Annotated in this window: 25 protein-coding genes; 1 reads left to right on the forward strand and 24 read right to left on the reverse strand. The window is 34.4% G+C overall.

The genetic code is table 11. From position 1 onward, the window contains the following. From fabF to CAN42_RS07695, 12 genes are all read right to left on the reverse strand, one after another. A complete protein-coding gene (fabF, locus tag CAN42_RS07640) occupies positions 1 to 1,218 on the reverse strand; it encodes a beta-ketoacyl-ACP synthase II (RefSeq protein WP_085876192.1) in 1,218 nt (405 codons plus the stop codon). After that, positions 1,215 to 1,943 (reverse strand): 3-oxoacyl-[acyl-carrier-protein] reductase, encoded by a 729-nt coding sequence (fabG, locus tag CAN42_RS07645; protein ID WP_062571597.1) that lies wholly within the window; start codon positions 1,941 to 1,943, stop codon positions 1,215 to 1,217. The genes fabF and fabG overlap by 4 nt, the downstream gene beginning before the upstream one ends. Beyond that, positions 1,940 to 2,836 (reverse strand): ACP S-malonyltransferase, encoded by an 897-nt coding sequence (locus CAN42_RS07650; protein ID WP_085876193.1) that lies wholly within the window; start codon positions 2,834 to 2,836, stop codon positions 1,940 to 1,942. Before CAN42_RS07650 ends, fabG begins: the two co-directional genes overlap by 4 nt. Next, positions 2,833 to 3,855, reverse strand: a complete 1,023-nt coding sequence (locus CAN42_RS07655; protein ID WP_085876194.1) for an NAD(P)H-dependent flavin oxidoreductase — start codon at positions 3,853 to 3,855, stop codon at positions 2,833 to 2,835. Before CAN42_RS07655 ends, CAN42_RS07650 begins: the two co-directional genes overlap by 4 nt. Beyond that, on the reverse strand, positions 3,833 to 4,762 hold the full coding sequence (locus tag CAN42_RS07660; protein WP_085876195.1) for an NAD(P)H-dependent flavin oxidoreductase: 930 nt from the start codon (positions 4,760 to 4,762) through the stop codon (positions 3,833 to 3,835). Before CAN42_RS07660 ends, CAN42_RS07655 begins: the two co-directional genes overlap by 23 nt. A gap of 1 nt (position 4,763) precedes the next feature. Next, complete coding sequence (locus tag CAN42_RS07665) at positions 4,764 to 5,657, reverse strand: 3-oxoacyl-ACP synthase III family protein (RefSeq protein WP_085876196.1); 894 nt, start codon at positions 5,655 to 5,657, stop codon at positions 4,764 to 4,766. After that, complete coding sequence (gene accA, locus CAN42_RS07670) at positions 5,657 to 6,424, reverse strand: acetyl-CoA carboxylase carboxyltransferase subunit alpha (RefSeq protein ID WP_085876197.1); 768 nt, start codon at positions 6,422 to 6,424, stop codon at positions 5,657 to 5,659. The genes CAN42_RS07665 and accA overlap by 1 nt, the downstream gene beginning before the upstream one ends. After that, the gene (locus CAN42_RS07675; RefSeq protein ID WP_085876198.1) at positions 6,411 to 7,271 is read right to left on the reverse strand and encodes an acetyl-CoA carboxylase carboxyltransferase subunit beta; all 861 of its coding nucleotides are present in this window, start codon (positions 7,269 to 7,271) and stop codon (positions 6,411 to 6,413) included. The genes accA and CAN42_RS07675 overlap by 14 nt, the downstream gene beginning before the upstream one ends. Continuing rightward, positions 7,261 to 8,640, reverse strand: a complete 1,380-nt coding sequence (locus tag CAN42_RS07680) for an acetyl-CoA carboxylase biotin carboxylase subunit (RefSeq protein WP_085876199.1) — start codon at positions 8,638 to 8,640, stop codon at positions 7,261 to 7,263. The genes CAN42_RS07675 and CAN42_RS07680 overlap by 11 nt, the downstream gene beginning before the upstream one ends. Continuing rightward, the gene (gene accB / locus CAN42_RS07685) at positions 8,637 to 9,101 is read right to left on the reverse strand and encodes an acetyl-CoA carboxylase biotin carboxyl carrier protein (RefSeq protein WP_085876200.1); all 465 of its coding nucleotides are present in this window, start codon (positions 9,099 to 9,101) and stop codon (positions 8,637 to 8,639) included. Before accB ends, CAN42_RS07680 begins: the two co-directional genes overlap by 4 nt. 1 nt (position 9,102) lies before the next feature. Continuing rightward, positions 9,103 to 9,324 (reverse strand): acyl carrier protein, encoded by a 222-nt coding sequence (gene acpP / locus CAN42_RS07690; RefSeq protein WP_005958178.1) that lies wholly within the window; start codon positions 9,322 to 9,324, stop codon positions 9,103 to 9,105. A 211-nt stretch (positions 9,325 to 9,535) separates the two neighbouring features. Continuing rightward, a complete protein-coding gene (locus CAN42_RS07695; RefSeq protein WP_062570865.1) occupies positions 9,536 to 9,802 on the reverse strand; it encodes a GNAT family N-acetyltransferase in 267 nt (88 codons plus the stop codon). 213 nt (positions 9,803 to 10,015) lie between these two features. Here CAN42_RS07695 and CAN42_RS07700 point away from each other — a divergent pair, with 213 nt between their 5' ends. Next, on the forward strand, positions 10,016 to 10,891 hold the full coding sequence (locus CAN42_RS07700) for a DUF4300 family protein (protein WP_085876201.1): 876 nt from the start codon (positions 10,016 to 10,018) through the stop codon (positions 10,889 to 10,891). A 137-nt stretch (positions 10,892 to 11,028) separates the two neighbouring features. Here CAN42_RS07700 and CAN42_RS07705 read toward each other — a convergent pair whose 3' ends face one another. The 12 genes from CAN42_RS07705 to CAN42_RS07760 form a co-directional block, all read right to left on the reverse strand. Next, positions 11,029 to 12,171 carry an ABC transporter permease subunit gene (locus CAN42_RS07705; RefSeq protein ID WP_085876202.1) on the reverse strand — a complete coding sequence of 381 codons (1,143 nt, stop codon included), beginning with the start codon at positions 12,169 to 12,171 and terminating at the stop codon, positions 11,029 to 11,031. Next, positions 12,164 to 13,240, reverse strand: coding sequence for an ABC transporter permease subunit (locus CAN42_RS07710; RefSeq protein ID WP_062570862.1), 1,077 nt, complete (start codon positions 13,238 to 13,240; stop codon positions 12,164 to 12,166). Before CAN42_RS07710 ends, CAN42_RS07705 begins: the two co-directional genes overlap by 8 nt. Beyond that, the gene (locus tag CAN42_RS07715) at positions 13,233 to 14,825 is read right to left on the reverse strand and encodes a sugar ABC transporter ATP-binding protein (RefSeq protein ID WP_085876203.1); all 1,593 of its coding nucleotides are present in this window, start codon (positions 14,823 to 14,825) and stop codon (positions 13,233 to 13,235) included. Before CAN42_RS07715 ends, CAN42_RS07710 begins: the two co-directional genes overlap by 8 nt. Before the next feature lie 109 nt (positions 14,826 to 14,934). Next, positions 14,935 to 16,272, reverse strand: a complete 1,338-nt coding sequence (locus tag CAN42_RS07720) for a DUF3798 domain-containing protein (protein WP_085876204.1) — start codon at positions 16,270 to 16,272, stop codon at positions 14,935 to 14,937. Between the two features lie 447 nt (positions 16,273 to 16,719). Then, positions 16,720 to 17,391 carry a YoaK family protein gene (locus CAN42_RS07725; protein ID WP_085876205.1) on the reverse strand — a complete coding sequence of 224 codons (672 nt, stop codon included), beginning with the start codon at positions 17,389 to 17,391 and terminating at the stop codon, positions 16,720 to 16,722. 116 nt (positions 17,392 to 17,507) lie between these two features. Further along, positions 17,508 to 18,752, reverse strand: coding sequence for a phosphoribosylamine--glycine ligase (gene purD, locus CAN42_RS07730; RefSeq protein ID WP_085876206.1), 1,245 nt, complete (start codon positions 18,750 to 18,752; stop codon positions 17,508 to 17,510). An 8-nt stretch (positions 18,753 to 18,760) separates the two neighbouring features. Next, entirely contained in the window at positions 18,761 to 20,272 is a 1,512-nt protein-coding gene (gene purH / locus CAN42_RS07735; RefSeq protein WP_085876207.1) for a bifunctional phosphoribosylaminoimidazolecarboxamide formyltransferase/IMP cyclohydrolase, read from the reverse strand. A gap of 1 nt (position 20,273) precedes the next feature. Continuing rightward, positions 20,274 to 20,894 carry a phosphoribosylglycinamide formyltransferase gene (purN, locus tag CAN42_RS07740; RefSeq protein WP_085876208.1) on the reverse strand — a complete coding sequence of 207 codons (621 nt, stop codon included), beginning with the start codon at positions 20,892 to 20,894 and terminating at the stop codon, positions 20,274 to 20,276. Next, entirely contained in the window at positions 20,863 to 21,894 is a 1,032-nt protein-coding gene (purM, locus tag CAN42_RS07745) for a phosphoribosylformylglycinamidine cyclo-ligase (protein ID WP_062570855.1), read from the reverse strand. The genes purN and purM overlap by 32 nt, the downstream gene beginning before the upstream one ends. Before the next feature lie 11 nt (positions 21,895 to 21,905). Further along, positions 21,906 to 22,382 (reverse strand): 5-(carboxyamino)imidazole ribonucleotide mutase, encoded by a 477-nt coding sequence (gene purE / locus CAN42_RS07750; protein WP_005955862.1) that lies wholly within the window; start codon positions 22,380 to 22,382, stop codon positions 21,906 to 21,908. Positions 22,383 to 22,391: 9 nt separating this feature from the next. Further along, on the reverse strand, positions 22,392 to 23,072 hold the full coding sequence (locus tag CAN42_RS07755; RefSeq protein WP_085876209.1) for a phosphoribosylaminoimidazolesuccinocarboxamide synthase: 681 nt from the start codon (positions 23,070 to 23,072) through the stop codon (positions 22,392 to 22,394). Between the two features lie 448 nt (positions 23,073 to 23,520). Further along, a complete protein-coding gene (locus tag CAN42_RS07760) occupies positions 23,521 to 24,300 on the reverse strand; it encodes an inositol monophosphatase family protein (RefSeq protein ID WP_085876210.1) in 780 nt (259 codons plus the stop codon). Between the last annotated feature and the right edge of the window lie 7 nt (positions 24,301 to 24,307).

Consider the following 24,307-nt stretch of genomic DNA (forward strand, 5'->3'; position numbering starts at 1 on the left):
TCAGTACCTCTTAAAAATTAGGCAGGCATTGTGTCCACCAAAACCTAAGGAATTTTTTAAAAAATAATTTATTTTGTAGTCTTCAGCCTTAAGTGCAAAGTTGAGATCACATTCTTCATCTTTGTTTTTATAATTTATTAATGGTGGCAAAAAGTTTTCATTCATTGCAAGTATAGATAGTATTGACTCAACAACTCCTGATCCACCTAAGAGGTGACCCATTTGAGATTTTGATGAGGAAACCTTGACCCTCTTGCTTCCAAAAATACTTTTTATTGCTAGGCTTTCAAGCTTATCATTTAAATTTGTTGATGTCCCATGTGCATTCACATAATCAATTTCACTTGGACTTATACCTGCATCTTTAATTGCGTAGTCCATGGCCTCTCTTGCAAACTTTCCACTTGGGGATGGAGATGTTATGTGATATGCGTCACAGTTAACTCCGTAGCCAACAATTTCTGCTATTATATTTGCCCCCCTCTTTAGGGCAGACTCCAAACTTTCTAAAACTAAAATGCCTGCTCCATCTCCCATTACAAAACCATTCCTATCCTTGTCAAAGGGGATTGACGCCCTGTTTTTGTCCTTGGAGTTACTTAAGGCTTTCATAGAAGTAAAACCACCAATGCCAAGATAGGTTATTGATGCTTCACTTCCACCAGCAAAAATTATTTCCTCATAACCATTTTTTATCGCCCTGTAGGCTTCTCCTATTGCATTAGTTGATGAGGCACAGGCTGTCACCATTGAAAGGCAAGCTCCATGAGCTCCCATATCTATGGCAACATTAGCCCCTACGGAATTTATAATTGCCTTTGGAATAAAGTATGGGCTTAGCTTATCAAAACTTCTTTTCATACCCCTCTGATAGTCTTCTTCAATAGTTCTAAGGCCACCTATACCTGATGTTATATAAACACCAACTCTTCTATTTTCTATTTCTTCTCTCGAAATCTTTGCATCTTCCATTGCCCTTCTAGCTGCTAGTAATGCATATTGATTTACCCTGTCCAACCTATTTAATTCTTTTCTCGAAAACTCTTTTTCTTCATCATAGTCTTTTACTTCAGCAGCAAGAGTAACTTCCCTATCATCTATTGGATACCTACTTATCTCATCAATGGCACATTTTTCTTCACGCATTGCCTTAATTAATTCTTCCCTTGTTGAACCAAGAGGTGTCAATGCCCCAAAACCTGTTACAACAACTCTCATATATTCATGCCTCCATCAACAGAGATTACCTGTCCTGTTATGTAAGAAGAGTCCTCTCCTGCAAGAAAACTAACTACATTAGCTACGTCCTTAGCAAGTCCATATCTCTTCATTGGTATGTCACTAAGAATTTGTTTTTTAACTTCATCTGATAAAGCCTCTGTCATTTCTGTTTCTATAAATCCTGGGGCAACTGCATTCACTAAAACATTTTTTGAAGCCACTTCCTTGGCAAGTGCTTTTGTAAAACCAATCACACCTGCCTTTGATGCACTGTAATTTGTTTGCCCTGCATTTCCTCTTATCCCACTAATAGATGAAATATTAATTATCCTTCCACCCTTGTTCTTCATCATCTGCCTTGCAAATAATTTTGAGAGATAAAAAACAGAATAGAGATTAGTTTCTATAACTTTCTTAAAGTCTTCTTCCTTCATCCTAAAAATTAAATTGTCTCTTGTCATTCCTGCGTTATTAACAAGGACTTCAACCTCTATATTTTTTTCACGGCACAAGTTAAAAATTTTTTCACAATCTTCTTGCTTTGATAGGTCACCCTTCACGCAAATAGCCTCTGTATCCAACTCATCTTTTAATTCATTTATTTTATCTTCTCGACTTCTTGTGTGGAGGATTAGCTTATAATCTCCTGCAAGTCTTCTTGCTATTTCCCTTCCAATTCCACCACTAGCACCTGTTATCAGTGCATACTTTTTATTACTCATTTCTCACCTCGTATAATTTCCTCTTCATTCTTCAGAGACCTAACTTCAAGGTCTTTAAAGTTTTTCCTAATTATTTTTGAAATAACATCTCCTGGTCCAATCTCTATAAACTCACTTACTCCTTGGTCTACCATGCTCTTTATATCATCAAAAAGTCTAACAGGATTATAAATATGTTGAGACAAGACAAGACTCAAGTCTTCTCCTTCATATTTTTTCCCACTTAAATTCAAATAATAGTCCAGCCTTGGTTGGGAGAATTTGACTTTGTTTAAGTCTTGATAAAATTTTTCTCCAGCAGTTTTCATAAACTTTGTGTGGAAGGCCCCGCTAACTTTCATCTCAATATTTGTTACTCTTTCATTTTTCAAAAATTCCTTAAAAATATTTATCTTGCTAGACTCTCCTGCCACAACAACTTGCCTTGGGCTATTTATATTAGATATAAAAATTTCCTTATCTAGTGATGAATTTAAAATCAGGTCTTTAACTTCATCTTCATTTTTATTTAAAATTGCCAGCATTTTGCTTTCTAACTTTTGACTGTCATCATCCATTAGTCTTCCCCTAGTTTTCACAAGTGAAAGAGCTTCTTTATAGGTGAGTACATCTGCAAGAACTAAGCTTCCATACTCTCCAAGACTAAGTCCACAAGTAGCGACAATATCTTCCCTATCTTTTAAAAATTCAAGGGCAGAAAGCTGAAAGGCTAACATTATTGGTTGAAGGTTCTTCGTCCTAGAAAGGTCACTTAAACTTCCATCTAAAATAATATCTTTATACTCATCAATTTCTTCATAAATATATTTGGTCTTTGGGTGCTTTAAAAAGTCTCTGCCCATTCCTTGGTATTGAGATCCTTGCCCACCAAAAACTATTCCTATCTTTTTCATTCTTCCTCCAGTAACCAGTCTATGTATTCATCAAGAGACCTAATTTTTTCAATCTTTTCAACATCTGTGCCTGCAAAGAAAAGTCCTGAATCAAGATTTCCTCTTACAGCATTAATAAGTGCTTCACTTATGCAGTATTTGGTGTCTTTTCTTTTACAAGTTCTTATGCAAGAAAGGCAGTGACTTGGAGGGATATTTTCTGTTACCATCTTCTTTACAAGTTTAGTTTCCATTCCTCTCGCTAAAAGACCAACTGGACTTTCTAAGATAAGATTTTTCATCTTTGATGACTTTACTCTCTTTAAGATTTCTTCTTTAGCTGATATTGGAAGTCCAGATTCTTTTGTAAATAAAAATCCTGTCCCGATTTGTACTCCACTTGCACCACGATTTAAGGCTTCTTTAACTTTTTCAGGTCTACCAAGACCTCCACCAACAAAGACTGGTATGTCATCACTAATTTTTAAAATTTTTTCTAGTTCATCTAAAATATTTATTTCTAAATCTTCTCTTTTAAATCCAAGATGACCTCCTGCTTTTGGTCCTTCCAAGATTACTAAATCAGGTCTTCTATTGTACTTGTCCCACCTTTTCATAATGAGCCTCAAGGCCCTCTCTGAAGATACTATGGGGCCAATTATCTTTTCCTTAGATATATGTTTTGGCAGGTCTAGGGGAAGGCCAGCACCTACAACTATGCCATCAACATCTGTTGTGTTTAAAAAATCTAAATAATCTTCAAATCTTTCCACAACCTGCATTAGGTTAGTAAGTATAATTCCTCTCGCTTGAGATTTTTCTTTTGCATATTTTAAATCTTTTATATATGCTCTCTTATTGGCTTCAAAGGTGTTTTTCAAAAAATCTTTTTCCTTATAACCAGGGTTGACCATAGAGAGGGTGCCTATGCCCCCACGTCTTGCAACTCCACCTACAAGGTCAGGACTTGACATACCAATTGCCATTGCACCTTGGACAAGTGGGATGTCAATGGACTTATTTTTTATTCTTATAGACATCTTTAACCTCTTGGTATTCTCTCATTAGCTTTTCTATAAAGTCTTTTACGCTAACAATCCTGTCAAAGGATCCAATTGATAGGCCAGTCATGACAGACCCATTTTCTACATCCCCATTGACTACTGCCCTTTTAAGTCTGCCAAGGGTAAAGCCTTCAAGTTCCATCAAGGAGTTTTCTCTCTCTAACTTTTGGTATTCTCTAGTCATTTTATTTTTAATTAGTCGCATTGGTATCCCTTTTAGGTTTCCAATAACAGTTACCTTTGAGGAGTTGGACTTCAATAAAAGATTTTTATAATTTTCATGAAGGGGACATTCTTTTGTAAATAAGAAACCAGTCCCAATCTGTACTCCACTTGCACCTAAGACTTCAGCGGCGAAAATTTCTTTACCTGATGCAATTCCACCGGCTCCTATAATTTTTTTATTAGTTTCTTTTGAAGCTTGTGGTAATAAAGTCATAGTTGTCATTTGACCAATATGACCACCTGCTTCCATACCTTCAGCTATATAGGCATCAGGTTCTAATGCTTCGTACCTTTTTATTTGTACTGGAGAAGATATAAGGGGAATAACTTTTACATTTTTTCTTTTAAAATCATCTGCAAACTTTTTATAGGTTCCTGCCCCCACAGTTATTACCTTTACATCCTCTTCTAAAATTACCTTGACCAAGTCATCAATGTCTGGCCTAAGCATCATTAAGTTAACACCAAAGGGCTTATCTGTTTCTCTTCTAAGAGCTTTAATATTCTCTCTTAGTTCATCCTTGTCCATACCACCAGAACCTATTATGCCTAAGGCTCCAGCTTTTGATACAGCTGCAGCAAATTCTCCCTTAGCTATGTGTGCCATTCCACCCTGTATAATTGGATAGTCTATATTAAGTAAATCTTTTAAATCCATATCACCACTCCATTAAGATACTTGCAAGTGAAAGTCCTGCCCCAAATCCAGATAAAATGACTTTCTCCTTATCTTTAAATAAATCAATATTTTCTGCAATCACAAGGGGAATTGATGCAGCAGAAGTATTTCCATATTTTTCTAAATTCTTTAGAGAATTATTTTTGTTTATTCCCAGTCTACCTATAAGCTGATTAATAATTCTTTCATTAGCTTGATGCAAAATTAATTTATCTACATCTTCTCCCCTTAAATTATTTTTATTTAAAAGTCTTCTTATAGAATTTGAAACCTCTTCCACCGCAAACCTATAAACCTTTTTGCCATCCATAGTAATAAAAGAATTTTCATCCAAGTTCAAGGTGTCTTCATGGGGAAATGAAGCAATATCTGTTTCCCAAAGTTTATCCTTCTTCTCTACCAAGACTCCTCCAGCTCCATCTCCAAAAAGTATGGCTGTCCTCCTGTCTGTCATATCCATATAGTCAGAAATTTTTTCGCTTGCAAAAATAAAAGCCCTTCTCCCCATCTTGAGATAGGACTCTGCAATAATTAAGCCCGCAGCAAAACCAGTGCAGGCTAGGTTTATGTCAAGACATAGGCAATGTTTGTTTCCTCCAAGTTCATCTCTTACTATACTTGATATGGATGGCATCCTTTTTTTAGATGTGAAGGAGGCACAGATAATTAAATCTAAGTCTTGCATTGGATTTTTAAATTTTTTGGCTAGGTCCAATGCCATAAGATCATTTCCACAATTAGAAAATTGTCTGGTAAATATTCCCGTTCTCTTTTCAATCCACTCTGAACTTGTATCAAGATATTTTTCAAAGTAAGAATTATCTAAGAAGTCATCAATATCAAACTTGTGAGCTTCTATAAACTTTAAACCCATTAAACACCTATCCTTCTAAATTTTTCATGTCTATCTTTAAGAATCTTATCCGAAGATAGTTTTGAATAGTATTTCAAGTCTTCAAGAATTGTCTTTTTAAGATTAGAAATTTTAATTTTGTTGTCAACTTCTTCCACTATTCCATCAATAATCTTATCTTCGTATAAATCCTTAGCAGTTAATCTCATTAAATCAGCAGCTTCTCTTGCCCTAGACTTGTTTTTGTATAAAATTGAAGAAAAACCTTCTGGAGAAAGAATTGAAAACACAGCTCCCTCTCCCATATAAATTTTATTGGCAAGGGCAAGTGCCAGGGCACCGCCAGACCCTCCTTCTCCTATAATAAAGGCAAGGCTTGGAACCCTTAGGCCTGCCATTGTCATCAAACAATCAGCTATTAATTGGTGTTGACCTCTTTCTTCTGCTTCAACTCCAGGATAGGCTCCAGGTGTGTCGATAAAAGTTACAAGAGGTCTTTTAAATTTTTCTGCAGCCTTCATAAGTCTAATTGCCTTCCTATAAGCATGAGGCTCTGGCATACCAAAATTTGTTTTAATGGCTTCTTCTATCTCGTGACCCTTTTGAATACCTATAAAAGTCATAGTATATTTATCAAGCTCACCAAGACCACCTATTATTGCTTGTGAATCGCCAAAGGCCCTGTCACCCTTTACATAAAAGTAATCATCAAATAAGTTCTCAATTATTTCTTTCGAAATGCTTCTGTCCTTTGACCTGGCATTTACAACTTTTTCATAAGCGTCCATACTTCCTCCTGTGCATCCTCAAAATTTTGCCAAGGACTTCTCTTTGATCCTTTCTTTCTAGGATCATGTCAAGAAAACCATACTCTTCTAATTTCTCTGCCCTTTGAAAATTTTCAGGCAAACTTTCATGAAGAGTTTCTTTTATTACTCTTGGTCCAGCAAAACCTATTATGGCACCAGGCTCGCCAATATTATAATCACCTTGAGCCGCAAAGCTTGCGCTTACACCACCCATTGTTGGGTTTGTTAAAAGACTTATGTAGAGTCCGCCCTTTTCTTTAAAAGAAGCCAAGGCGGAACTTATCTTTGCCATTTGCATAAGAGAAAACATTCCTTCTTGCATCCTTGCCCCACCACTAAGGGAAATTATAATAATTGGCAGCTTATATTTTTCAGCTTCTTCAATCATCCTTGTTATCTCTTCCCCAACATAGGTACCAAGACTTCCCATCATATATTGGTCAATGAGAGAAGCAACCATGACAGGATTGCCCAAGATTTTTCCCCTTGCAAGCTTTACTGCTTCAGAATTTTTGTCTTCATCCTTCTTTCTATAATCAGGAAAGTTTATAGGATTTAATTTTTTTGTTCCAAAATCAATAAGCCTATAACCCTTATCTAGGAGTTGGTCAAACCTATCTTTGCCTGTTAGTGGTAAGTAAGAAGAACATTGAGGACAAATAAATAAATTATTTTTTAAGTCATCAGAATAAATAAATTTCCCACAAGCCTTGCATAAAATTCTCTCCTGATTATTTCTTTTAAAGGATGAATTTTTTGTGAGCTTACTTAAATTTTTTATAGTGTTTAACAAGATTTTTCTTTTCTTGAAATCTTTAAGTGACATTATCCCTCACCTCTTTCATTCTTTTTAGAAGATCAGTTTCTTTTTCTTTTATAAAATTAGTGCTTATATTGCCCCTTATAAAATCTAAGTCAAATAAAATTGAATACATAAAACCTAGATTGGTTTCAATTCCATCAATCATAGTTTCTTCTATAGCTCTTCTTAGTTTTTTAATTGCAGAGAGTCTCCTCTGGTCCTTCACAATTATTTTTCCAATCATTGAATCATAATAAATGGGAATTTCCAATCCCTTGTAGATTGCAGACTCAAATCTTGTGTCCATGCCTCCAGGTGTAAACAAAAAATTTATCTTGCCACTTGATGGAGTAAAGTCTTTCATGGGATCAACTGCATTTATCCTAACTTCTATTGCGTGACCTGAAACTTTTACATCATCTTGACTAATTGATAGGCCAAGACCAGAAGCAATCCTAAATTGTTCCTTAATTATGTCAAGTCCCGTTATCATTTCTGTCACAGCATGCTCAACTTGAAGCCTAGTGTTCATTTCACAAAAATAAAAATTTTCATCCTTATCAACTAGAAACTCTACAGTACCTGCCCCAAGATAGCCAGTGGCTCTGACACAATCAAGGCTGGCCTTATAAAGTTTTCCCTTTAATTCATCTGAAATGAAATTGCAAGGAGCTTCTTCAAGAATTTTTTGATTATTTCTTTGCAAACTGCACTCTCTTTCATATAAGTGAAGGACCTTATTTCCATCAGACAAAACTTGGACTTCAATGTGCCTTGGGTTTTCAATAAATTTTTCTATAAATATTCTTTCATCCCCAAAGGATGCCTTGGCTTCAGCCTTAGACAAATCAATCTTGTGAAAGAGATCTTCAGGAGAATCAACCCTTCTCATTCCCTTGCCTCCACCACCAGACCTTGCTTTTAAAATTATTGGGTATCCTATTTTGTCACAAATTTTTAAGATTTCTTCCTCCGATTCACCATCAAGAGAGTGTGCCTTTGCCACAGGAACTTTTATATCCTCCATAAGATTTTTTGCCCCAATCTTATCTCCCATTAGTTTTATAAGATTTGGGCTGGGACCAATAAAAATAATTCCAGCATCACAAACTTTTTTTGCAAATTCATAAGACTCGGACAAGAAACCATAACCAGGATGAATTGCATCGCAGCCTCTCTCTTTAGCACAAGTAATTATGACATCCATATTCAAGTAAGTGTCCTTTGAAAACTTATCGCCTATGCAAACTGCTTCATCAGCTATATAAATATAGTATTGGTAAGCATCTGCTTTCGAATAAATAACCAGGGTTTCAATGCCAAGTTCCTTTGCACTTCTTAAAATCGAAAGAGCACATTCGCCACGATTGGCAATTAAAACTTTCTTAATCATATTTGCTCCAACTTAAAGATTTCTTGATCATATTCAACAAAGTCCTCGTTCTTCACAAGGCAAGCAATAACTTTGCAATCATAGGGTGCCTTTAGCTCATTCATCATCTTCATTGCCTCAATTATGCAAAGAGTAGCCCCCTTCTTAACTTGGTCTCCCACTTTTACAAAGGGTTCAGAGTCAGGACTTTTTGAAGAGTAAAAGACTCCTAAAATTGGAGTCCTTAAAGTTTTTATATTTTTATTAGCTTCAACTTCTTCTTTCTTATCAAAGTCAGAAACATTTACTGAATCTTTATCAAGTTCTCTAGTAACTTCTCTTTCAGATATAAGATTCTTCTCTATAGGTTTATTTTTTTTAAGCATCAAAGAAAAATTTTCCATTTTAAATTCTAATATCTCTAAAGATGAATTTTCTAAAGAAGAAATAAGCTTGTTTGTAAGATCTAAATATTTTTCCATTTTATTTATTTAAAAAATTTATCAAATCTTCAACTGTTATGAATTTTTGAAATTCTTCATCTGGTATCTCTTTTCCAGTTTCTTCTTCAATTGCCATAGAAAGTTCAACTGCATCAAGAGAGTCAAGACCAAGGTCATCTTGTAAGTTTGACTCCATTTTGATTTCCTCTTTCTTTACACCAAAGTTATTTGCAATAATATTCTTTAAATTTTCTAAATTCATTTTTCTCCTCCATTAGTTAAGTTTTTTTATGTAATAAATTTTATAGGATTAACTTCACTTTGTCAATTACTTAATTTTTTTTATATAAATATATTTTTATCTATTAAGTCTTATAAAGTTTAAAATTTTTAAAAGAGAATGAAAGTTTATTGCACTAAAAAAGATGGGTTGCCCCATCTTCTTTTATGATCTTACATTATTTCACATTTCTTTAAGCTCTCACATCATCAAAGTCACTTGATTCAAGTTTCTTTTTTACGTAAGAACAAGTTCCTTTTATTTTTTTGTTTTCTCTCCTTGCGTCCGCCACAAGTTGTTTTACAAGTTGACCTGCAAGACCTTGGCCACCAAATTCTGGCTTAACAATTGTGTGCTGAGCATCTATTACATGACCCTCTTCAACATATTGTAAAATTCCCTTATAATTATTTTCGCCTTCTCCTATATAATAACAATTTCTACCTTTTTTAACTTCCATGATGACCTCCTATTTTAAATCTTTCTATTTAGAAGTTACCCATTTAAAATAAAAGTTCACGCCTATTTTATCTTTTCAAATATTCTTGGGCTTGCTCAAAGTCTTAAATATTTATATTGATTTTTAATCTACTTATTTGAGTTTAATTAGTTTTTATTAAATTTTAAATTTCTATTGTATAATAGTTTAGAAAATATTTTTTATGGAGGAAGGATGAATAAAAAATCTATAATATTTATCACTTGCTTTAGTCTTTTGACTTCTGCTTGTGGAAATAAAAATAAAACTAATAAAATAGAAAATAAAGCTGAAAAAATTCAAGAGGTCAATCTTGATGAAAATAAAAGTGGAGATTATCTTGTTTCAAATATGAATGACGAAACCTCACTTAATTTTATAAAATCAGCAATCGAAAAGAATTTAAATAAGAAGAATGGAGAAGTCTTTGCAAGTCTTGTAAGTGACTACAATAAATCAATCCCAAAAGAATTATTAAGTGGTGACTTTAGGGAGCCCCCTAAAGAAGATAAGCTTGATAAAATTTTGGAGATGAGATCATCTATTAAGCATTCATACCCTGACACTAATTGCAGGATAAATTCTTTCTTACTCTTAAAGGACAACTTATCACTTAAAGATGAGCTTCCAATAGACGATGAAATTCTTTTTATGGACAAGGAAGCCCTAAGGTCTTCTAACTTATTTAATGAAGAAGACTTAGAAAAATTTTATAAATTATTTTCAAGAGTCAAGACAAGTTCATCTAAGGACCCAAAGGTTCATGCTAAGGTCATGGAAAAGTTTTTGTCGAAGTTTAACTTCCCAAGGGATGTCCGTATGCTATCAGTAGTTCTCAATGACAATTTAGATGGTGATTATTTATTTATAGGTCATGTTGGAGTTCTACTTCCAATAGATGATGGTTATTTATTCTTGGAAAAAATTTCCTTTGAGGAACCCTATCAAGCAATAAAGTTTTCCAAGAAAGAAGATGCCTATAAGTATTTAAAAGATAAGTACAAGGACTATGTGGACCCAGAAGTAGCACCACCCTTCATTATGGATAATGATAGATATATTGACCTTTAATTAGTTTAATAATATTTGAGTATGAGAATTTTAAAATTTTAAATTCTCATAGTTTATAGGATAAAATCTAAAAGTTTTCAAAAAAAATTGCTCCACTTTTACATGGAGCAATTTTTATTTTGCCTAAAATTATATTTTTATTCAGCTACTTTGTTTCCCTTATTTATCTTGTCTTCTCTTAGCTTTAACCTATTTGCGTCAAGCTCTCTCTTTCTTTCGAAAGCGTGAAGTATAAGTGCAAGAGTTACAACTCCGTAAGAGATAAATGTTCTGAAGTACTCACCCATCATAGCATCGCCTGTTAAAACTCTTCCCGCTTGTGGAAGAACTATAAACATTAGGTGGAAGAGGGCTGTACCCAAGATAACATTTGGTATTGAAGCCTTTGATACAGATGCACCACCAACAAGAATTGATGCTGCTGCATAAAGAGCTGCTTGGTCTTGTCCTGCATAAGTTGCAAGAGTACCAATGTTTTGTAGATAAATAATTTGTCCGTAGCAAGCAAGAACTGTTGACATAACAATTGATGCAATTCTTATTTTATCAGAATTCATTCCTGCATTTTGTGCAACAAATTGATCTTGACCTACTGCCTTCATATCGTGACCTAGTTTTGTATTTCTAAACCATACGATGAATAGGCAAAGTAGACCGATTATTGCAAGAGTAACTACTGGAACATCAAAAAGTATTTGATGTTTAGGAGTAATAGGAATATTAATTCTAAACTTCATAATGTTGTCAAAGCCTTGAGCAGACGCTAGTGTTATAGAGTTTTTAATACCATAACCTGCTGAAAGGACCATAGACTTAGTTCTCATTGGAATTAAAGTTCCGCAGAAGTAAAGTAGGAATAGCATGTACCAACCTAGGATAAAGAATGCAAGCATCATTGATGTGATCATTTCTCTACCCCTTGCTCTGTTAAGAACTCTACCTGAAAATTGTCCAAGTAAAATTGCAATTGGAGTACCAATAAGAGCAGCAATAAGAAGCCCTGTTGCTCCAGTGAATCCCCAATCTTGGGCAAATATTATTCCAATTTGTCCTGCCATAGCTCCTAGAGGAATACCAAAGTTAATTCCCATACCAGCTATGATTGGAATAATAAGAGAAAGTACTAAGAAAGTATTTCTTACCATTCTCTTTGAAAGTTCATTTGTTATATAAGATAGTGGTGGTTTGGCAATAATAAGACCTGCCACAACTATGATTATAAACAAAATTGGAACCATAAATCTGTATAAAAATTCTTTTAAATTAAATTTTTTATTCATCTTTACTCCTCCTTGTTAGTGCGTAAATTATCATTCCATTTGTGATTATCATTCTTAGTATTTCTGAAATATCTATATTTAGTGCACCATTTATAACTGTAGGAGTAAGTGTAATTACACCTTGGAATAAAAATGTACCAATTATAACATTTGGAATAGATGCCTTGTTAATACTTGCACCACCAATTAGTAGGGCCGCTACTGTTTGGAAAGTAAAGGCAAGCGGAGCTTGGTAAAGTTGGATAAAACCATAAGATTGTTGGTAAATAATAATTCCAACTGCAGCAAGTACTGTAGAGAATATTACAGAAACAAGCCTTACCCTGTTAATATTAATTCCAGATGCTCTTGCATATTCTGGGTTTGATCCAACAGCTGTCATAGCTGTACCAGTCTTTGTCTTGAAGAATGCCCAAACAATAAAAGCCATAAGAGCAAAAATTAAGAACATTCCAACTGGAATCCTAACTCCAAGTATATTAATAGATAATAAGTTGTTTAAAAGACCTTCTGTAATTTTAGTTCCATTTTCTAGGACCTTGGACTTCATCCAATAATCTGCAACTGGAACTTGTTGTGAAAGTCCCTTACCACTATAACTTAATACGGAAACTGGATTCTTGTATGGAAGGATTAAATAAGCAATACACATGAAGGCTGTGAATGAATAACCTACATAAGTAGCTATAAGCATTTCATCGCCCTTAATCCTATTTAATAAAATTCCGTAGAAAAATCCAAAAACTACTGCTATAAGAGCAGCAAATATCATTGCAATAAAAATACCTGTAAAACCTTTAAAACCAAACTCAATAGATGTAACTCCACCAAGTATTCCTGCTACAACTCCAATTGGAATACCAAAGTTAAGTCCACAACCAGATTGTACCATTGGCACAAGAGACAGAACTAAAACAGAGAACATTCCAAATCTTGAAAGCACGTTTTGGACTGAGTCAGTTAGAGAAACGCCAGCCATTGGAGCAGCTATAAAAAGCATTAAGAGGAAAATTCCAATAATAAGTCTTGGTATTCCTATTTGTTGTATTAAACTTTTCTTTTTAGTCATTTCCAAGCTCTCCTTCCCCACTCATTAGAAGTCCAAACTTTGTTGGATCAGCACTAGCTGGGAGTATTCCTGTGATTTTACCTTCGCAGATAACAGCTATCCTGTCACAAATACTTCTTAGTTCTTCAAGTTCTGATGAAACCATTACAATAGTAGTATTATCCTTTTCATTAGATTCCTTTAGGGCATCAAGAACAAGCTCTTTAGCACCTATATCAATACCCCTTGTAGGTTCAGATACAAATAGAAGTTCTGGATCCATGGCAAAGGCCTTGGCAAGACAAACTTTTTGTTGGTTACCACCAGATAGGTTCCCTGCCTTTTGATCAGAACCAGTAGTCCTGATAGCAAGAGACTTAATATATTCGTCAGATAATTCTCTCATCTTAACTTCATCTCTGAATTTGAATCCAAATATTTTTTTAATAAATTTTTCTTGGACCTGCATTGCATTAAAGGCAATATTCCAAAATATTGGCTCTTCTAGTAAAAGTCCAACTCCCCTTCTATCTTCAGATACAAAGGCAATTTTATTTTTTAAGATATCTAGAGTATCCCCAAGTTTTAATTCTTTTCCATTGTAAGTTATTTTACCACCTACAGGATAAGTTCCAAGGATTCCATTAGGTATGCCAAGCTTTCCTTGACCAGCAAGACCAGCAATACCTAGAATTTCTCCCCTAATAACTGAAAGATTAACATCATATACAGCTTCACCTGGCATATCAACCCAGAGATGTTCTATTTCCATTATATGGTCATTTGATTCAAGGTGCTTTTCAAGTTTTTCCTTGGCTAGCTTCTTCTCTCCATCTCTTCCAACCATCCATTGAGCTATTTGTTCAATAGATAGGTCTTCATTTTTTCTATCTTCAATTATTTCACCATCTCTTAAAACAACCACTTGATCACAAACACTTGTGATTTCACGTAGCCTGTGAGTGATGAATATTATGGAAATGCCAAGATCAGCAAGAGTCCTCAAAGAATCTGTAAGGTTATTAGCCTCACTTTCTGTAAGAACTGCTGTTGGCTCATCCATAATAATTAACTTAACGTCTTTTCTTGTCATTTCCCTTGCAATTTCAATAAATTGCTTGTGACCTACAGGCATTTCTGAAACAAGTGCATTAGTGTCAATATTAACTTCAAGAGTGTCTAAAGACTTTCCTGCAATTTTTATATTTTCCTTTACATCAATACTTTCTAATTTTTTTCCAAAAATTTTAGAAATTACAGAAGAGTTTGTTTCTTCCATATCTAGAGTAATATTTTCTGCAACTGTGAATCCAGGGATTAAACTAAATTCTTGATGTACCATTCCTATGCCTGCATTTAAGGCATCAATTGGATTTTTAAAGTCAATTAATTTTCCGTCAAAATAAATTTCACCGTTGTAACCGCCTGTATCTCTAATAACTTCCATTCCAAAAATTATATTCATTAGAGTAGACTTACCGGCACCATTTTCTCCAACAAGCCCTAAGATTTCTCCTTTATTGAGAGAGAAATTAACATCTTTTAAGACGGCGTTTTCGCCAAAACTCTTGCTGACATTCTTGACTTCAAGTAAACTATTTGTCAACAAAATCCCTCCATCTTCATAATTATAAAATTAAAATCAACGGTAGCCCGTTGACTTTAATTTTTTTAATAAGATATTTACTTATTTGTTATTTTTTAGAATAATTTTATTATTCCGCTTTTCCTTCTGCGTGTTCTTGAGCTTCCTTAATAGCATCTAAGTCTACGTTTAGGTTTAGATATTTTTCAGGAACTTTAACTTTATCCATTCCTAGGTATCCTCTACCATATACATAAGTGTCTTGAGCTAGTAAGAAGTGATTGTCCTTAGTTTCTCCAGTTGCTCTATCTATATAGTTTTCAGCCATCCATTTTGCACCTTCAGTATGCTTTTGAATAGAAGCAAGGATTTGTTCTTTGTTAAGAAGTTCGCCTTGACCCTTAAGAACTTCCATAACATGGTCAACAGCACCAAGAGTTAATGAATAACCTAGAGAGTATGCCCAAGTACCCATTCTCTTGTCTCCACCTTTTGCGATAACTGCTTTTTCAACAGCTGCGTTGATTGCCTTCCAGTCTCCAGCCATATTTTGGATGTCTACTGAGAATGCCTTAGGATAACCCATAATTGGAGATGGTAAATCTTGTTCTACAAAGATTGCTCCACCAGCTGCAACACCTCTAAGAAGTGGTTCAGTGTGAGCATCATTTGTACAGAAGAAAGCAGTGTCTTTACCATACTTATCAATCCATGGTTGGATGTTTTCTGCTATATATTGTTGTGCTCCTGGAACACCAATATCAGTTGTAGGATCTGGTGCGTTTAATGAAATAAATTCAAGGCCTAGGTCCTTACAAGCTTCTTCCATGATTGCACGTCTAAGAGCTAGAAGTTCAATAGACATGTGTCTTGGGAAAGTGATGTGTGCAAATTTTTTAGCTCCCATTTCTTTAGCAGCTGCAATAATTCTGTATCCTCTTGATACGTTGTCAGCATCCATTACAAGGTCAGATGCATTTTCTACCATTACTGTATCTTCTTGAGCAACTAAGTTTACAAGAAGGATATCAGGTCTTTTTTCTCTAATTTGGTTAAATGCTGCAACAGTTCCTGGAACTGATTGGTTAACAATTACAGCCTTCATTAGAGGATCGTCTGCCATAGCAACAATTTTTGAAATTGTTGTTTCTTGTTCAGCTTCAAATCTGTCTGGATAAGTGTCATGTTTAATAATTCCACCGTTATCAGCAGAACCGTAAAGTTCAATTGCTTTTTCAGCAGCACGGAACTCATCTTCAGCTTGAGAAACTGTACCAGTAACAATTCCTATGTGATATTCTTCGCCATCTTTGAGAGTTTCAAACTTTGCTTTTTGTCCTGAAGCTGCAGTCTTGGAAGCATCATTGCCTTCCTTTGCAGCTCCGTTGTCTACTTTTTGACAACCAGTGAATGCTAATGCCATAAGCATTAAAAGCATGATACCCATAAACCCTTTAAATTTTTTCATTTTTAACACCTCTTTTAATTTATTTAATATTGGTTTATAAATTATAGAGATTTTATCACACTAAATGGCAAAATACAATGGAAATATGATTTAATTTTCATATTTTTAAAAATAAAAATACAATAATTTCACATGTCTACATTTCAAATTATAGGTTTAATAAGTTTTATGTACTTAAAATAAGCTTGATATTAACATATTCTAAAAATTTTTTAAAATCTTGTCTTTAGATTTAATTTATAAAAAGATAATTTTTATAAGCTTATAAAAGTATAAAACTTTTGCCATTTTAACCCCTAACAATCTAAAGTGTTTTAAATTAAAAAAACCTGACATAAGTCAGGCTAAAAATTAAATGTTATATAAAGCTTTTTTAATCTAATATTTTTTTATTAATATTTTTAATTTTTTAAGTATAGTTAAGATTCAAAGTCCTATTCAAAACAATTAAATTTCCCCACGATCCTCTAAGAATAAAATAAAGAAGGAAATTGTCAAAAGGACTGCTACTATTAAGATTGACTTAAAGCCAAAAGTCTTTGAAGTTAAATAACCAAGGGCTGCTCCTAATCCAAAGATTATTATAACTGCGTAATACTTTTTTGCATTTTCTAAATATACATCTTGTCTTGTGATGTGATACTTGGAGAGATTTTCTGTTGCTGATCTTAAGTTGCCAATGCACATTGTTGTTGCAAAGCTAAGTCCATAAATTTTTTTAAAGGAGTAGACTTGCATGGCACAAGAGAATGATAGAAGGGCGTTAGCTAAGTTATTTAAGTTCTCTGGAATCATAGAAACTAATATCATAATTATAATTTCAAAACCAATTATATATTGGCGCCAGTGAAGAATTCTTTTTTCTATTGCATCTTCAAAACGAACTGCAACGTAAACACCAAGTACAAACGAAAGAACTGGAATTAAGTAGGCTATAGATTCTTTAAAGTTTAAGTCCACTATGTTTTTAAATAAGAGAACTATGTTGCCTGTCTGTGCGTTGGCGAAGACCTTCCCCCTCATTAGATAGGAGTAGGCATCTTGAAAGCCTCCTGCCAAAGTTATAAATATCAATACCAAAAAAGTTTCGTGTAAGTTTTCATAAGATTTTAATTTCATATTAACCACCAACATATAGTCTAATACAAAAATAAATTTCTGCAAGAAAAAACAGGTAATTGTAATCAATTACCTGCAAATTTTTTATTTTTTATTTTTTGTGGGAAGAAAAATATTTATTTGCTTCCTATATCTTTTCTATAGTAAGCTCCTTCGAAGGAAATTTTTTCTACATTGTCGTAGGCCTTCTTGCGAGCTTCCTCTAAATTTTTACCTAGAGCCGTAATAGATAAGACTCTTCCACCATTTGTGTAAAGTCCATCAGTCTTCCTTGTTCCATTGTGGAAGACAATTATATCGCTGTCAACTCTATCGAGTCCTTCAATAAGTTTTCCCTTTTCATATGATCCTGGATAACCACCTGAACACATTATAAGAGTGAGGCAATTTTCATTTTTCCATCTTATGTCATCTTTTTCAAGCTTACCATCTATGGTCTTGTTTAAAAGTTCGCACAAGTCAACGTCAAGTCTTGGCATTAGGACTTCTGTCTCAGGGTCTCCAAATCTTACATTAAACTCAAGGACTTTTGGCATATCATCTTCAATCATAAATCCAACAAAGAGGATTCCTGAATAGTGAAGTCCTTCCTTATTAAGTCCATCTTCAATTTGTTTGTAAATTTTTTCAAGATTTTCTTCTAACTTAGGACTTGCTGATACTGGAGAGTAAGTACCAACTCCACCAGTGTTTGGTCCCTTGTCTCCATCAAAGATTTGCTTGTGGTCCTTGGCTCTTTCAAGTGGGAATAATTTGTTTTTTGAAACTAAGCAAAGGACAGATGCTTCTTCTCCTGTCAAGAAATCTTCAATAACAACTGTCTTGCCTTGGTCTCCAAAGATCTTGTCCTTAAAGATTTTTTCAAGAGCATCAACTGCCTCTTCTCTGTCTTTGCAAATTATAACTCCCTTTCCTAGGCAAAGTCCATCTGCCTTTACAACTAAAGGGTAAGAGAATTCTTCAAGACCTTTTTCTGCGTCATCAAAGGACTCAAAGCTCTTATATTTTGCTGTTGGTATAGAATATTTTTCTAGAAATATTTTTGTAAATTCCTTGGACTTTTCAAATCTTGCACAAGCCTTGTTTGGTCCAAATATCCTAAGTCCCTTTTCATTAAAGGCATCGACTATTCCTCCGCAAAGGGGATCTTCTGGACCCACTACAGTTAAATCAATTTTATTTTCCACTGCAAAGGCAAGAAGTTTTTCAATATCTGTTGGGTCAATGTCTAGGTTCTCGCAGAAGTTTTCTGTTCCACCATTTCCCTTAGCCATGTAAATTTTATCTACTGATTTACTTTCTTTAAGCTTCCATGCAAGTGCGTGCTCTCTTCCACCATTTCCAATTACAAGTACTTTCATTTGGCCTCCTAGTGTCTAAAATGTCTCATATTAGTAAAGACAAGACAAATATTATTTTCATTTGCAAAATCTATAACTTCTTGGTCCTTAACAGATCCACCTGGCTGAACTATTACATCAATTCCTGCTTGGTATAAAAGTTCAATTGTGTCCCTGAAAAAGAACCCATCAGAAGCAAGGACTGCTCCCCTTATTTTTTCTCCAGCTCTTTCAATGGCTTCTTCTACTGACCATGACCTTTTTGTTTCACCTTGACCAAGGGCAAGAGTTCCTCCTTCTTTAGCAATTACAACTGAATTTGAAAAAGTTGTCTTGCAGCAAGTGAAGGCAAATTTTAATTCTTCAAGTTCCTTTTCTGTTGGCTTTCTATTTGAAAAAAAGTCAAGTTTATCTTGGTCCCAAATCACATCATCAGAGTTTTGGATAATAATCCCATTTAGAACTTGCTTAAATTTAAAGCCAGGCTTATATAGTTTTTCAAAGTCAGGGATTTCTATAAGTCTTATATTTTTCTTTTGTGCTAAAAGTTCATAGGCTTCCTTAGAAAAACTTGGAGCAGCTACAATTTCCAAGAAAATCTTTGAAAGGTGCTCTGCTGTTTTTACATCAACTTCCCTATTAAGTGCAATGATTCCACCAAAAATTGATTCGTCATCACATTCATAGGCCTTTACAAAGGCTTCTTCGAGACTGTCACCTGTTCCAATTCCACAAGGATTAGTGTGCTTAATAGCAACTGCTGCTGGCTTGTCAAAATTTATAAGTGCATTAAGGGCAGAATACATATCATTTAAGTTGTTGTAGGAAATTTGTTTTCCATGAAGAACCTTGTATTCAACCTTGTCTGGTGTATAAGAGTCTTCATAGAAGGCGGCACTTTGATGTGGATTTTCTCCATATCTCAACTCTTCAACAAGCTTGTATGACTTATTAATATATCTTGGAAATCTTTCCCCTTGTCTTTTTGCGAAATAATTTGAAATTACTGCATCATAATGGGCAGTGTAGCTAAAGGCTTTGTTGGCAAGATATTCATTAAATTTTGGATCACTTTTATCTATGTACTCAAGTACAAGTTTGTAGTCTGCTGGATCAGTTACAATGTAGACGTCCTTATAATTTTTGGCAGCAGCCCTAATCATAGAAGGCCCACCAATATCTATGTTCTCAATCATAGTTTCGTGATCAGCATTTTCAAGTAGCTTTTCTTCAAAGGGATAAAGATTGTTTACAACCATATCAATTGTCCCAATTTCTTCTTCCTTTAAAGTTGCCATATGTTCTTTTAAGTCACGTCTAGCAAGGATGCCAGCGTGAACTTTTGGGTTAAGAGTCTTCACTCTTCCATCTAAAATTTCTGGAAAGCCAGTAAGCTTGTCTACAGATATTACATCTATTCCTGCATCTCTTAACTTATTATAAGTTCCCCCAGTAGAAATGATTTCCCAACCTTTATTAACAAGTTCCTTGGCAAACTCAACAATTCCTTCTTTGTCATAAACTGAAATAAGTGCCCTCATCCTAACCTCCAATTACAACTTTTCCCTTAACAACTTTTAACTTGTCCTCACAAAAATATTTTACAGATAGAGGCAAAATTTCGTGCTCAACCTTTAAAACTTTTTGTTGGAGCTCTTCGGGACTTTCCCCTTCAACTTCAACAATTCTTTGCATGATAATAGGACCCTCATCTGCCCCCTCATTTACAAAATGAGTAGTGGCACCAGTGTACTTGACACCTTTTTCAATGACGGCCTCATGGACTTTTAATCCATAATAACCCCTGCCACAAAAGGCGGGAATTAATGATGGATGTATATTTATTATTTTATTCTCATAAATCTTTATAATTTTTTCTGGCAAGATTTTTAAGTACCCTGCCAGAATGATTAAGTCAATATTATATTCTCTTAACTTGCTTATAAGTTCTTCATCATCTTTTATAAAGAAGCCAGGTATACCTGCCTTCTCTGCTCTAACTAAACCATAAGCATCTTCTTTATTAGAAATGACAATTTTTATTTTTCCATTGATATAATTGTTTTCTGTATTGTCAATGATGGCTTGTAGATTTGTGCCACCACCTGAAATTAAAACTGCAATATTTTTTTTAGAGGCTAAGATCAATTTTATCTTCTCCATCTACAATTTTTCCAAGTTCATAAAGCTTTAAGTCAGTATTCTTAAAGAAGTCAACAACTTTTTCTTTATCATCTTGAGATACAACAAGGGTAAATCCAACTCCCATATTAAAGGTAGCATACATATCCTCATCTTTAAGATCAGCCCACTTCTTTAATAGCTTAAATATTTTAGGAGTTTCTATTACAGATGCATCAAGCTTTGCGCAAAGTCCATCTGGTATCATCCTTGGAATATTTTCGTAGAAGCCACCACCTGTGATGTGACTCATTCCCTTTATATCTACAGTTTTTAAAAGTTCAAGAATTTCTTTAACATAAATCCTTGTTGGCTTTAAAAGTTCTTCCCCTAGAGTACAATTTAATTCATCAATTTCTTCATTTAAATCAAGCTTGCAGTGGTCAAAGACAATTTTTCTAACAAGTGAATACCCATTAGAGTGGATGCCATTGGAAGAAAGTCCAAATACTATGTCACCTTCCTTGATGCTAGAACCGTCAATAATCTTATCCTTATCAACTACTCCAACAGCAAAGCCTGCTAGGTCATATTGGTCTTCTTGGTAAACTCCTGGCATTTCTGCTGTTTCGCCACCAATAAGTGATGCAGAAGATTGGATGCAACCTTCAGCAACTCCCTTAACAATTTCTTCCATCTTTTCTGGGATTAACTTGCCAGTTGCAATATAATCCAAGAAGAAAAGTGGCTTAGCACCTTGGCATAAAATATCATTTACGCACATAGCCACGCAGTCAATACCAATAGTGTCGTGCTTATCAAGCATGTGAGCCAAGATAACCTTGGTCCCAACACCATCTGTACCACTACAAAGCACGGGATTTTTAATTTCATCTAGGTCTAAATTAAATAAACCAGAAAAACCCCCAAGGGATGATAAGACATCCCTTGATTGAGTTTTTTTAACAATACCCTTAATTAATTCAACTTCTCTTTGACCGGCATCAACATCTACGCCTGCATTCTTATAATTAATTGCCATCTCCGCTCCTTTTATCCTTCGTAAATATATTCGGTGTTTGCAATTTTTTCTGACATATCAGACCTAAATTGTCTTAGCTTTTCCTTTAAATTGTCATCAGAAATAGCCAAAATTTCTGCAGCAAGGATTGCAGCATTTTCTCCACCATTAATAGCAACTGTAGCAACAGGTACTCCACTTGGCATTTGAACAGTGGAAAGAAGTGCATCAAGTCCGTCAAGAGTTGAACTCTTAACAGGAACTCCAATAACAGGTCTTGTAGTAAGAGCTGCTATAACTCCACCAAGGTGGGCAGCCTTGCCTGCTATAGAAATAAATACTTGGCTTTCATCTTCAGCATTTTTTACATATTCTTGTAGTTCTTTTAAGGCTCTGTGAGCAGAAATTACTTTGGCTTCATATTCAATTCCAAATTCCATTAATTTTGCAACAATCTTGTCTGCAATTTCTCTGTCAGAAATTGAACCCATAATAATTGATACTCTCATTTTTGCTCCTTAAATTCCTAGATATTTTGAAACATCAAGAGGTTTTACATATTCTCCATCTTTGTAGGCTCTCATGTTTCCACCACTAACTTCGTCAATTAGGACGATTTCGTCAGATCCTTCAAGTCTACCATATTCAAATTTAATATCGTAAAGGTCAAGTCCCTTTTCTTTTAAAAGGTCTTTTACAATATTTGCAATTTTTTTGTTCATTTCTACTATTGTATCATATTCTTCAGCTTTTAGGATACCTAGGGTAACAAGTCCATCTTTAGTAATAAGTGGATCGTCTCTTCCATCATCTTTTAAAGTGATTTCAGTATATTCTGGAAGATCGGCACCTTCTTCTACATATAGAGCATATCTTCTGTAGAAAGATCCAACAGCCTTAAATCTTGTTATAACTTCAAGGCCCTTACCAAATACAGTTGCTTTTTTTACTTCCATCAAATTATTGTCAAGGTCAGAAGAAATGTAGTGAGTGTTAATTCCAGCTTCGTTGATTTTTTCGAAGAAGTATTTAGTAACCTTTAAACATTCTTTACCTGCACCTTCAATACTACCAGCTACTTGGTTTCCACCAGTATCAAAAACTCCGTCAGTTCCTGTCATGTCATCCTTAAATTGTAAGTAACATCTTCCGTCTTCTGTTAAAACATTCTTAGTTTTTCCTTGGTAAATAGTTTTCATAATTTCCTCCAGTAAATTAAATAAAGCCCAAAGAGGCAGATTTCGTAAAACCTACCCCTCTGGGCTTTTTTCCCTAAGGTGTGATACTTTAATAAAAGTACCCGTACCGCTCGGTCCTTGGCAATGCCTGGATCCCTAGGTACACTTTCACTCATGATAAGAGCTCTCGTACTCTTAGATAGTAACAATTTAGTTTTTAATTGTCAATAGTTTTTATAAACTAGAGAATAATTAATAAAGTCTTAGAATATAACGTAAAATAGACCTATTTAAAAAGTAAAGGTGCATTTTTATAAAAAAATTTTTTTGATTTTTATAATTTTTTGTAAGATTGTTTCTTCAATTTATTTCTTCTTTCCTATTTTATTTTTCAATTCACGAAAAAGACAGAATGAAATTTCATCCTGTCTTAAAAGTTTTTTGATCTTATAAAATTAAAATTTTTGGTTTAATAGGTAAATCTTTTTAATTCATCAACAATTTTTTTGGATCCAGATATTATTCCGCCTCTTCTTTCTGTCATGACTTCTTCTCCATGCATATTGATGACTTGTCCGCCAGCTTCTCTAACTATTAAAGTTCCTCCTGCGTAGTCCCAAAGATTTAAGTCATCTTCTATGAAGGCGTCATATCTTCCACAAGCAGAATAGCACATCTCAAGTGCTGCGGACCCAATCCTTCTTATTCCATTTGTATTCTCGTAGATATACCTCATCATCTCGAAGGTCTCATCAACTCTTCCCAGTCTTCCCCCACCAGTTCCAACACCAATAAGAGAGTTGGCAAGTTCTTCCTTGTCAGATACTCTAATGGCCTTGTCATTTAGTCTTGCTCCCTTAGTTTTTATTGCTGAGAAAAATTCATTCCTATAGGGATCATAAACTGCCCCTATGACAACTTCTGATTTTTCAATTAGGGCAAGGCTAATGACTGAGTGTTGAAATCCATGGACTAAGTTGCTTGTTCCATCAACGGGATCAAGGACCCAAGTGTAGTCTTTTATCTCTGCACTTGACTTGTCCCTTTCTTCTGCCAAGAGGTTAGAGCCTTCTATTAGTTCTAAAAGTTCTCCCCCCAAAACTTCTTGGACTTTGAAGTCGACTTCTGTTACAAAGTCATTTCTCCCCTTCATCTCAAAATTATTTTCTGGGTCTAGATCAAAGAAAATTTTTGAAGCTTCCTTCATTAGTCTTTCAATTTCACTTAATAGGTCTTCGTAATTAATCATAGTTCAC

The sequence above is a fragment of the Peptoniphilus vaginalis genome (assembly GCF_900176605.1).
GTDB classification, from domain to species: domain Bacteria; phylum Bacillota; class Clostridia; order Tissierellales; family Peptoniphilaceae; genus Peptoniphilus_A; species Peptoniphilus_A vaginalis.

What these genes read in the sequence shown, in the direction of transcription:
- fabF (WP_085876192.1), bottom strand. Translation starts at nt 1,218, where the DNA reads ATGAGAGTTGTTGTAACAGGTTTTGGGGCATTGACACCTCTTGGTTCA.
- fabG (WP_062571597.1), bottom strand. Translation starts at nt 1,943, where the DNA reads ATGAGTAATAAAAAGTATGCACTGATAACAGGTGCTAGTGGTGGAATT.
- CAN42_RS07650 (WP_085876193.1), bottom strand. Translation starts at nt 2,836, where the DNA reads ATGAAAAAGATAGGAATAGTTTTTGGTGGGCAAGGATCTCAATACCAA.
- CAN42_RS07655 (WP_085876194.1), bottom strand. Translation starts at nt 3,855, where the DNA reads ATGTCTATAAGAATAAAAAATAAGTCCATTGACATCCCACTTGTCCAA.
- CAN42_RS07660 (WP_085876195.1), bottom strand. Translation starts at nt 4,762, where the DNA reads ATGGATTTAAAAGATTTACTTAATATAGACTATCCAATTATACAGGGT.
- CAN42_RS07665 (WP_085876196.1), bottom strand. Translation starts at nt 5,657, where the DNA reads ATGGGTTTAAAGTTTATAGAAGCTCACAAGTTTGATATTGATGACTTC.
- accA (WP_085876197.1), bottom strand. Translation starts at nt 6,424, where the DNA reads ATGGACGCTTATGAAAAAGTTGTAAATGCCAGGTCAAAGGACAGAAGC.
- CAN42_RS07675 (WP_085876198.1), bottom strand. Translation starts at nt 7,271, where the DNA reads ATGTCACTTAAAGATTTCAAGAAAAGAAAAATCTTGTTAAACACTATA.
- CAN42_RS07680 (WP_085876199.1), bottom strand. Translation starts at nt 8,640, where the DNA reads ATGATTAAGAAAGTTTTAATTGCCAATCGTGGCGAATGTGCTCTTTCG.
- accB (WP_085876200.1), bottom strand. Translation starts at nt 9,101, where the DNA reads ATGGAAAAATATTTAGATCTTACAAACAAGCTTATTTCTTCTTTAGAA.
- acpP (WP_005958178.1), bottom strand. Translation starts at nt 9,324, where the DNA reads ATGAATTTAGAAAATTTAAAGAATATTATTGCAAATAACTTTGGTGTA.
- CAN42_RS07695 (WP_062570865.1), bottom strand. Translation starts at nt 9,802, where the DNA reads ATGGAAGTTAAAAAAGGTAGAAATTGTTATTATATAGGAGAAGGCGAA.
- CAN42_RS07700 (WP_085876201.1), top strand. Translation starts at nt 10,016, where the DNA reads ATGAATAAAAAATCTATAATATTTATCACTTGCTTTAGTCTTTTGACT.
- CAN42_RS07705 (WP_085876202.1), bottom strand. Translation starts at nt 12,171, where the DNA reads ATGAATAAAAAATTTAATTTAAAAGAATTTTTATACAGATTTATGGTT.
- CAN42_RS07710 (WP_062570862.1), bottom strand. Translation starts at nt 13,240, where the DNA reads ATGACTAAAAAGAAAAGTTTAATACAACAAATAGGAATACCAAGACTT.
- CAN42_RS07720 (WP_085876204.1), bottom strand. Translation starts at nt 16,272, where the DNA reads ATGAAAAAATTTAAAGGGTTTATGGGTATCATGCTTTTAATGCTTATG.
- CAN42_RS07725 (WP_085876205.1), bottom strand. Translation starts at nt 17,391, where the DNA reads ATGAAATTAAAATCTTATGAAAACTTACACGAAACTTTTTTGGTATTG.
- purD (WP_085876206.1), bottom strand. Translation starts at nt 18,752, where the DNA reads ATGAAAGTACTTGTAATTGGAAATGGTGGAAGAGAGCACGCACTTGCA.
- purH (WP_085876207.1), bottom strand. Translation starts at nt 20,272, where the DNA reads ATGAGGGCACTTATTTCAGTTTATGACAAAGAAGGAATTGTTGAGTTT.
- purN (WP_085876208.1), bottom strand. Translation starts at nt 20,894, where the DNA reads ATGGAGAAGATAAAATTGATCTTAGCCTCTAAAAAAAATATTGCAGTT.
- purM (WP_062570855.1), bottom strand. Translation starts at nt 21,894, where the DNA reads ATGGCAATTAATTATAAGAATGCAGGCGTAGATGTTGATGCCGGTCAA.
- purE (WP_005955862.1), bottom strand. Translation starts at nt 22,382, where the DNA reads ATGAGAGTATCAATTATTATGGGTTCAATTTCTGACAGAGAAATTGCA.
- CAN42_RS07755 (WP_085876209.1), bottom strand. Translation starts at nt 23,072, where the DNA reads ATGAAAACTATTTACCAAGGAAAAACTAAGAATGTTTTAACAGAAGAC.
- CAN42_RS07760 (WP_085876210.1), bottom strand. Translation starts at nt 24,300, where the DNA reads ATGATTAATTACGAAGACCTATTAAGTGAAATTGAAAGACTAATGAAG.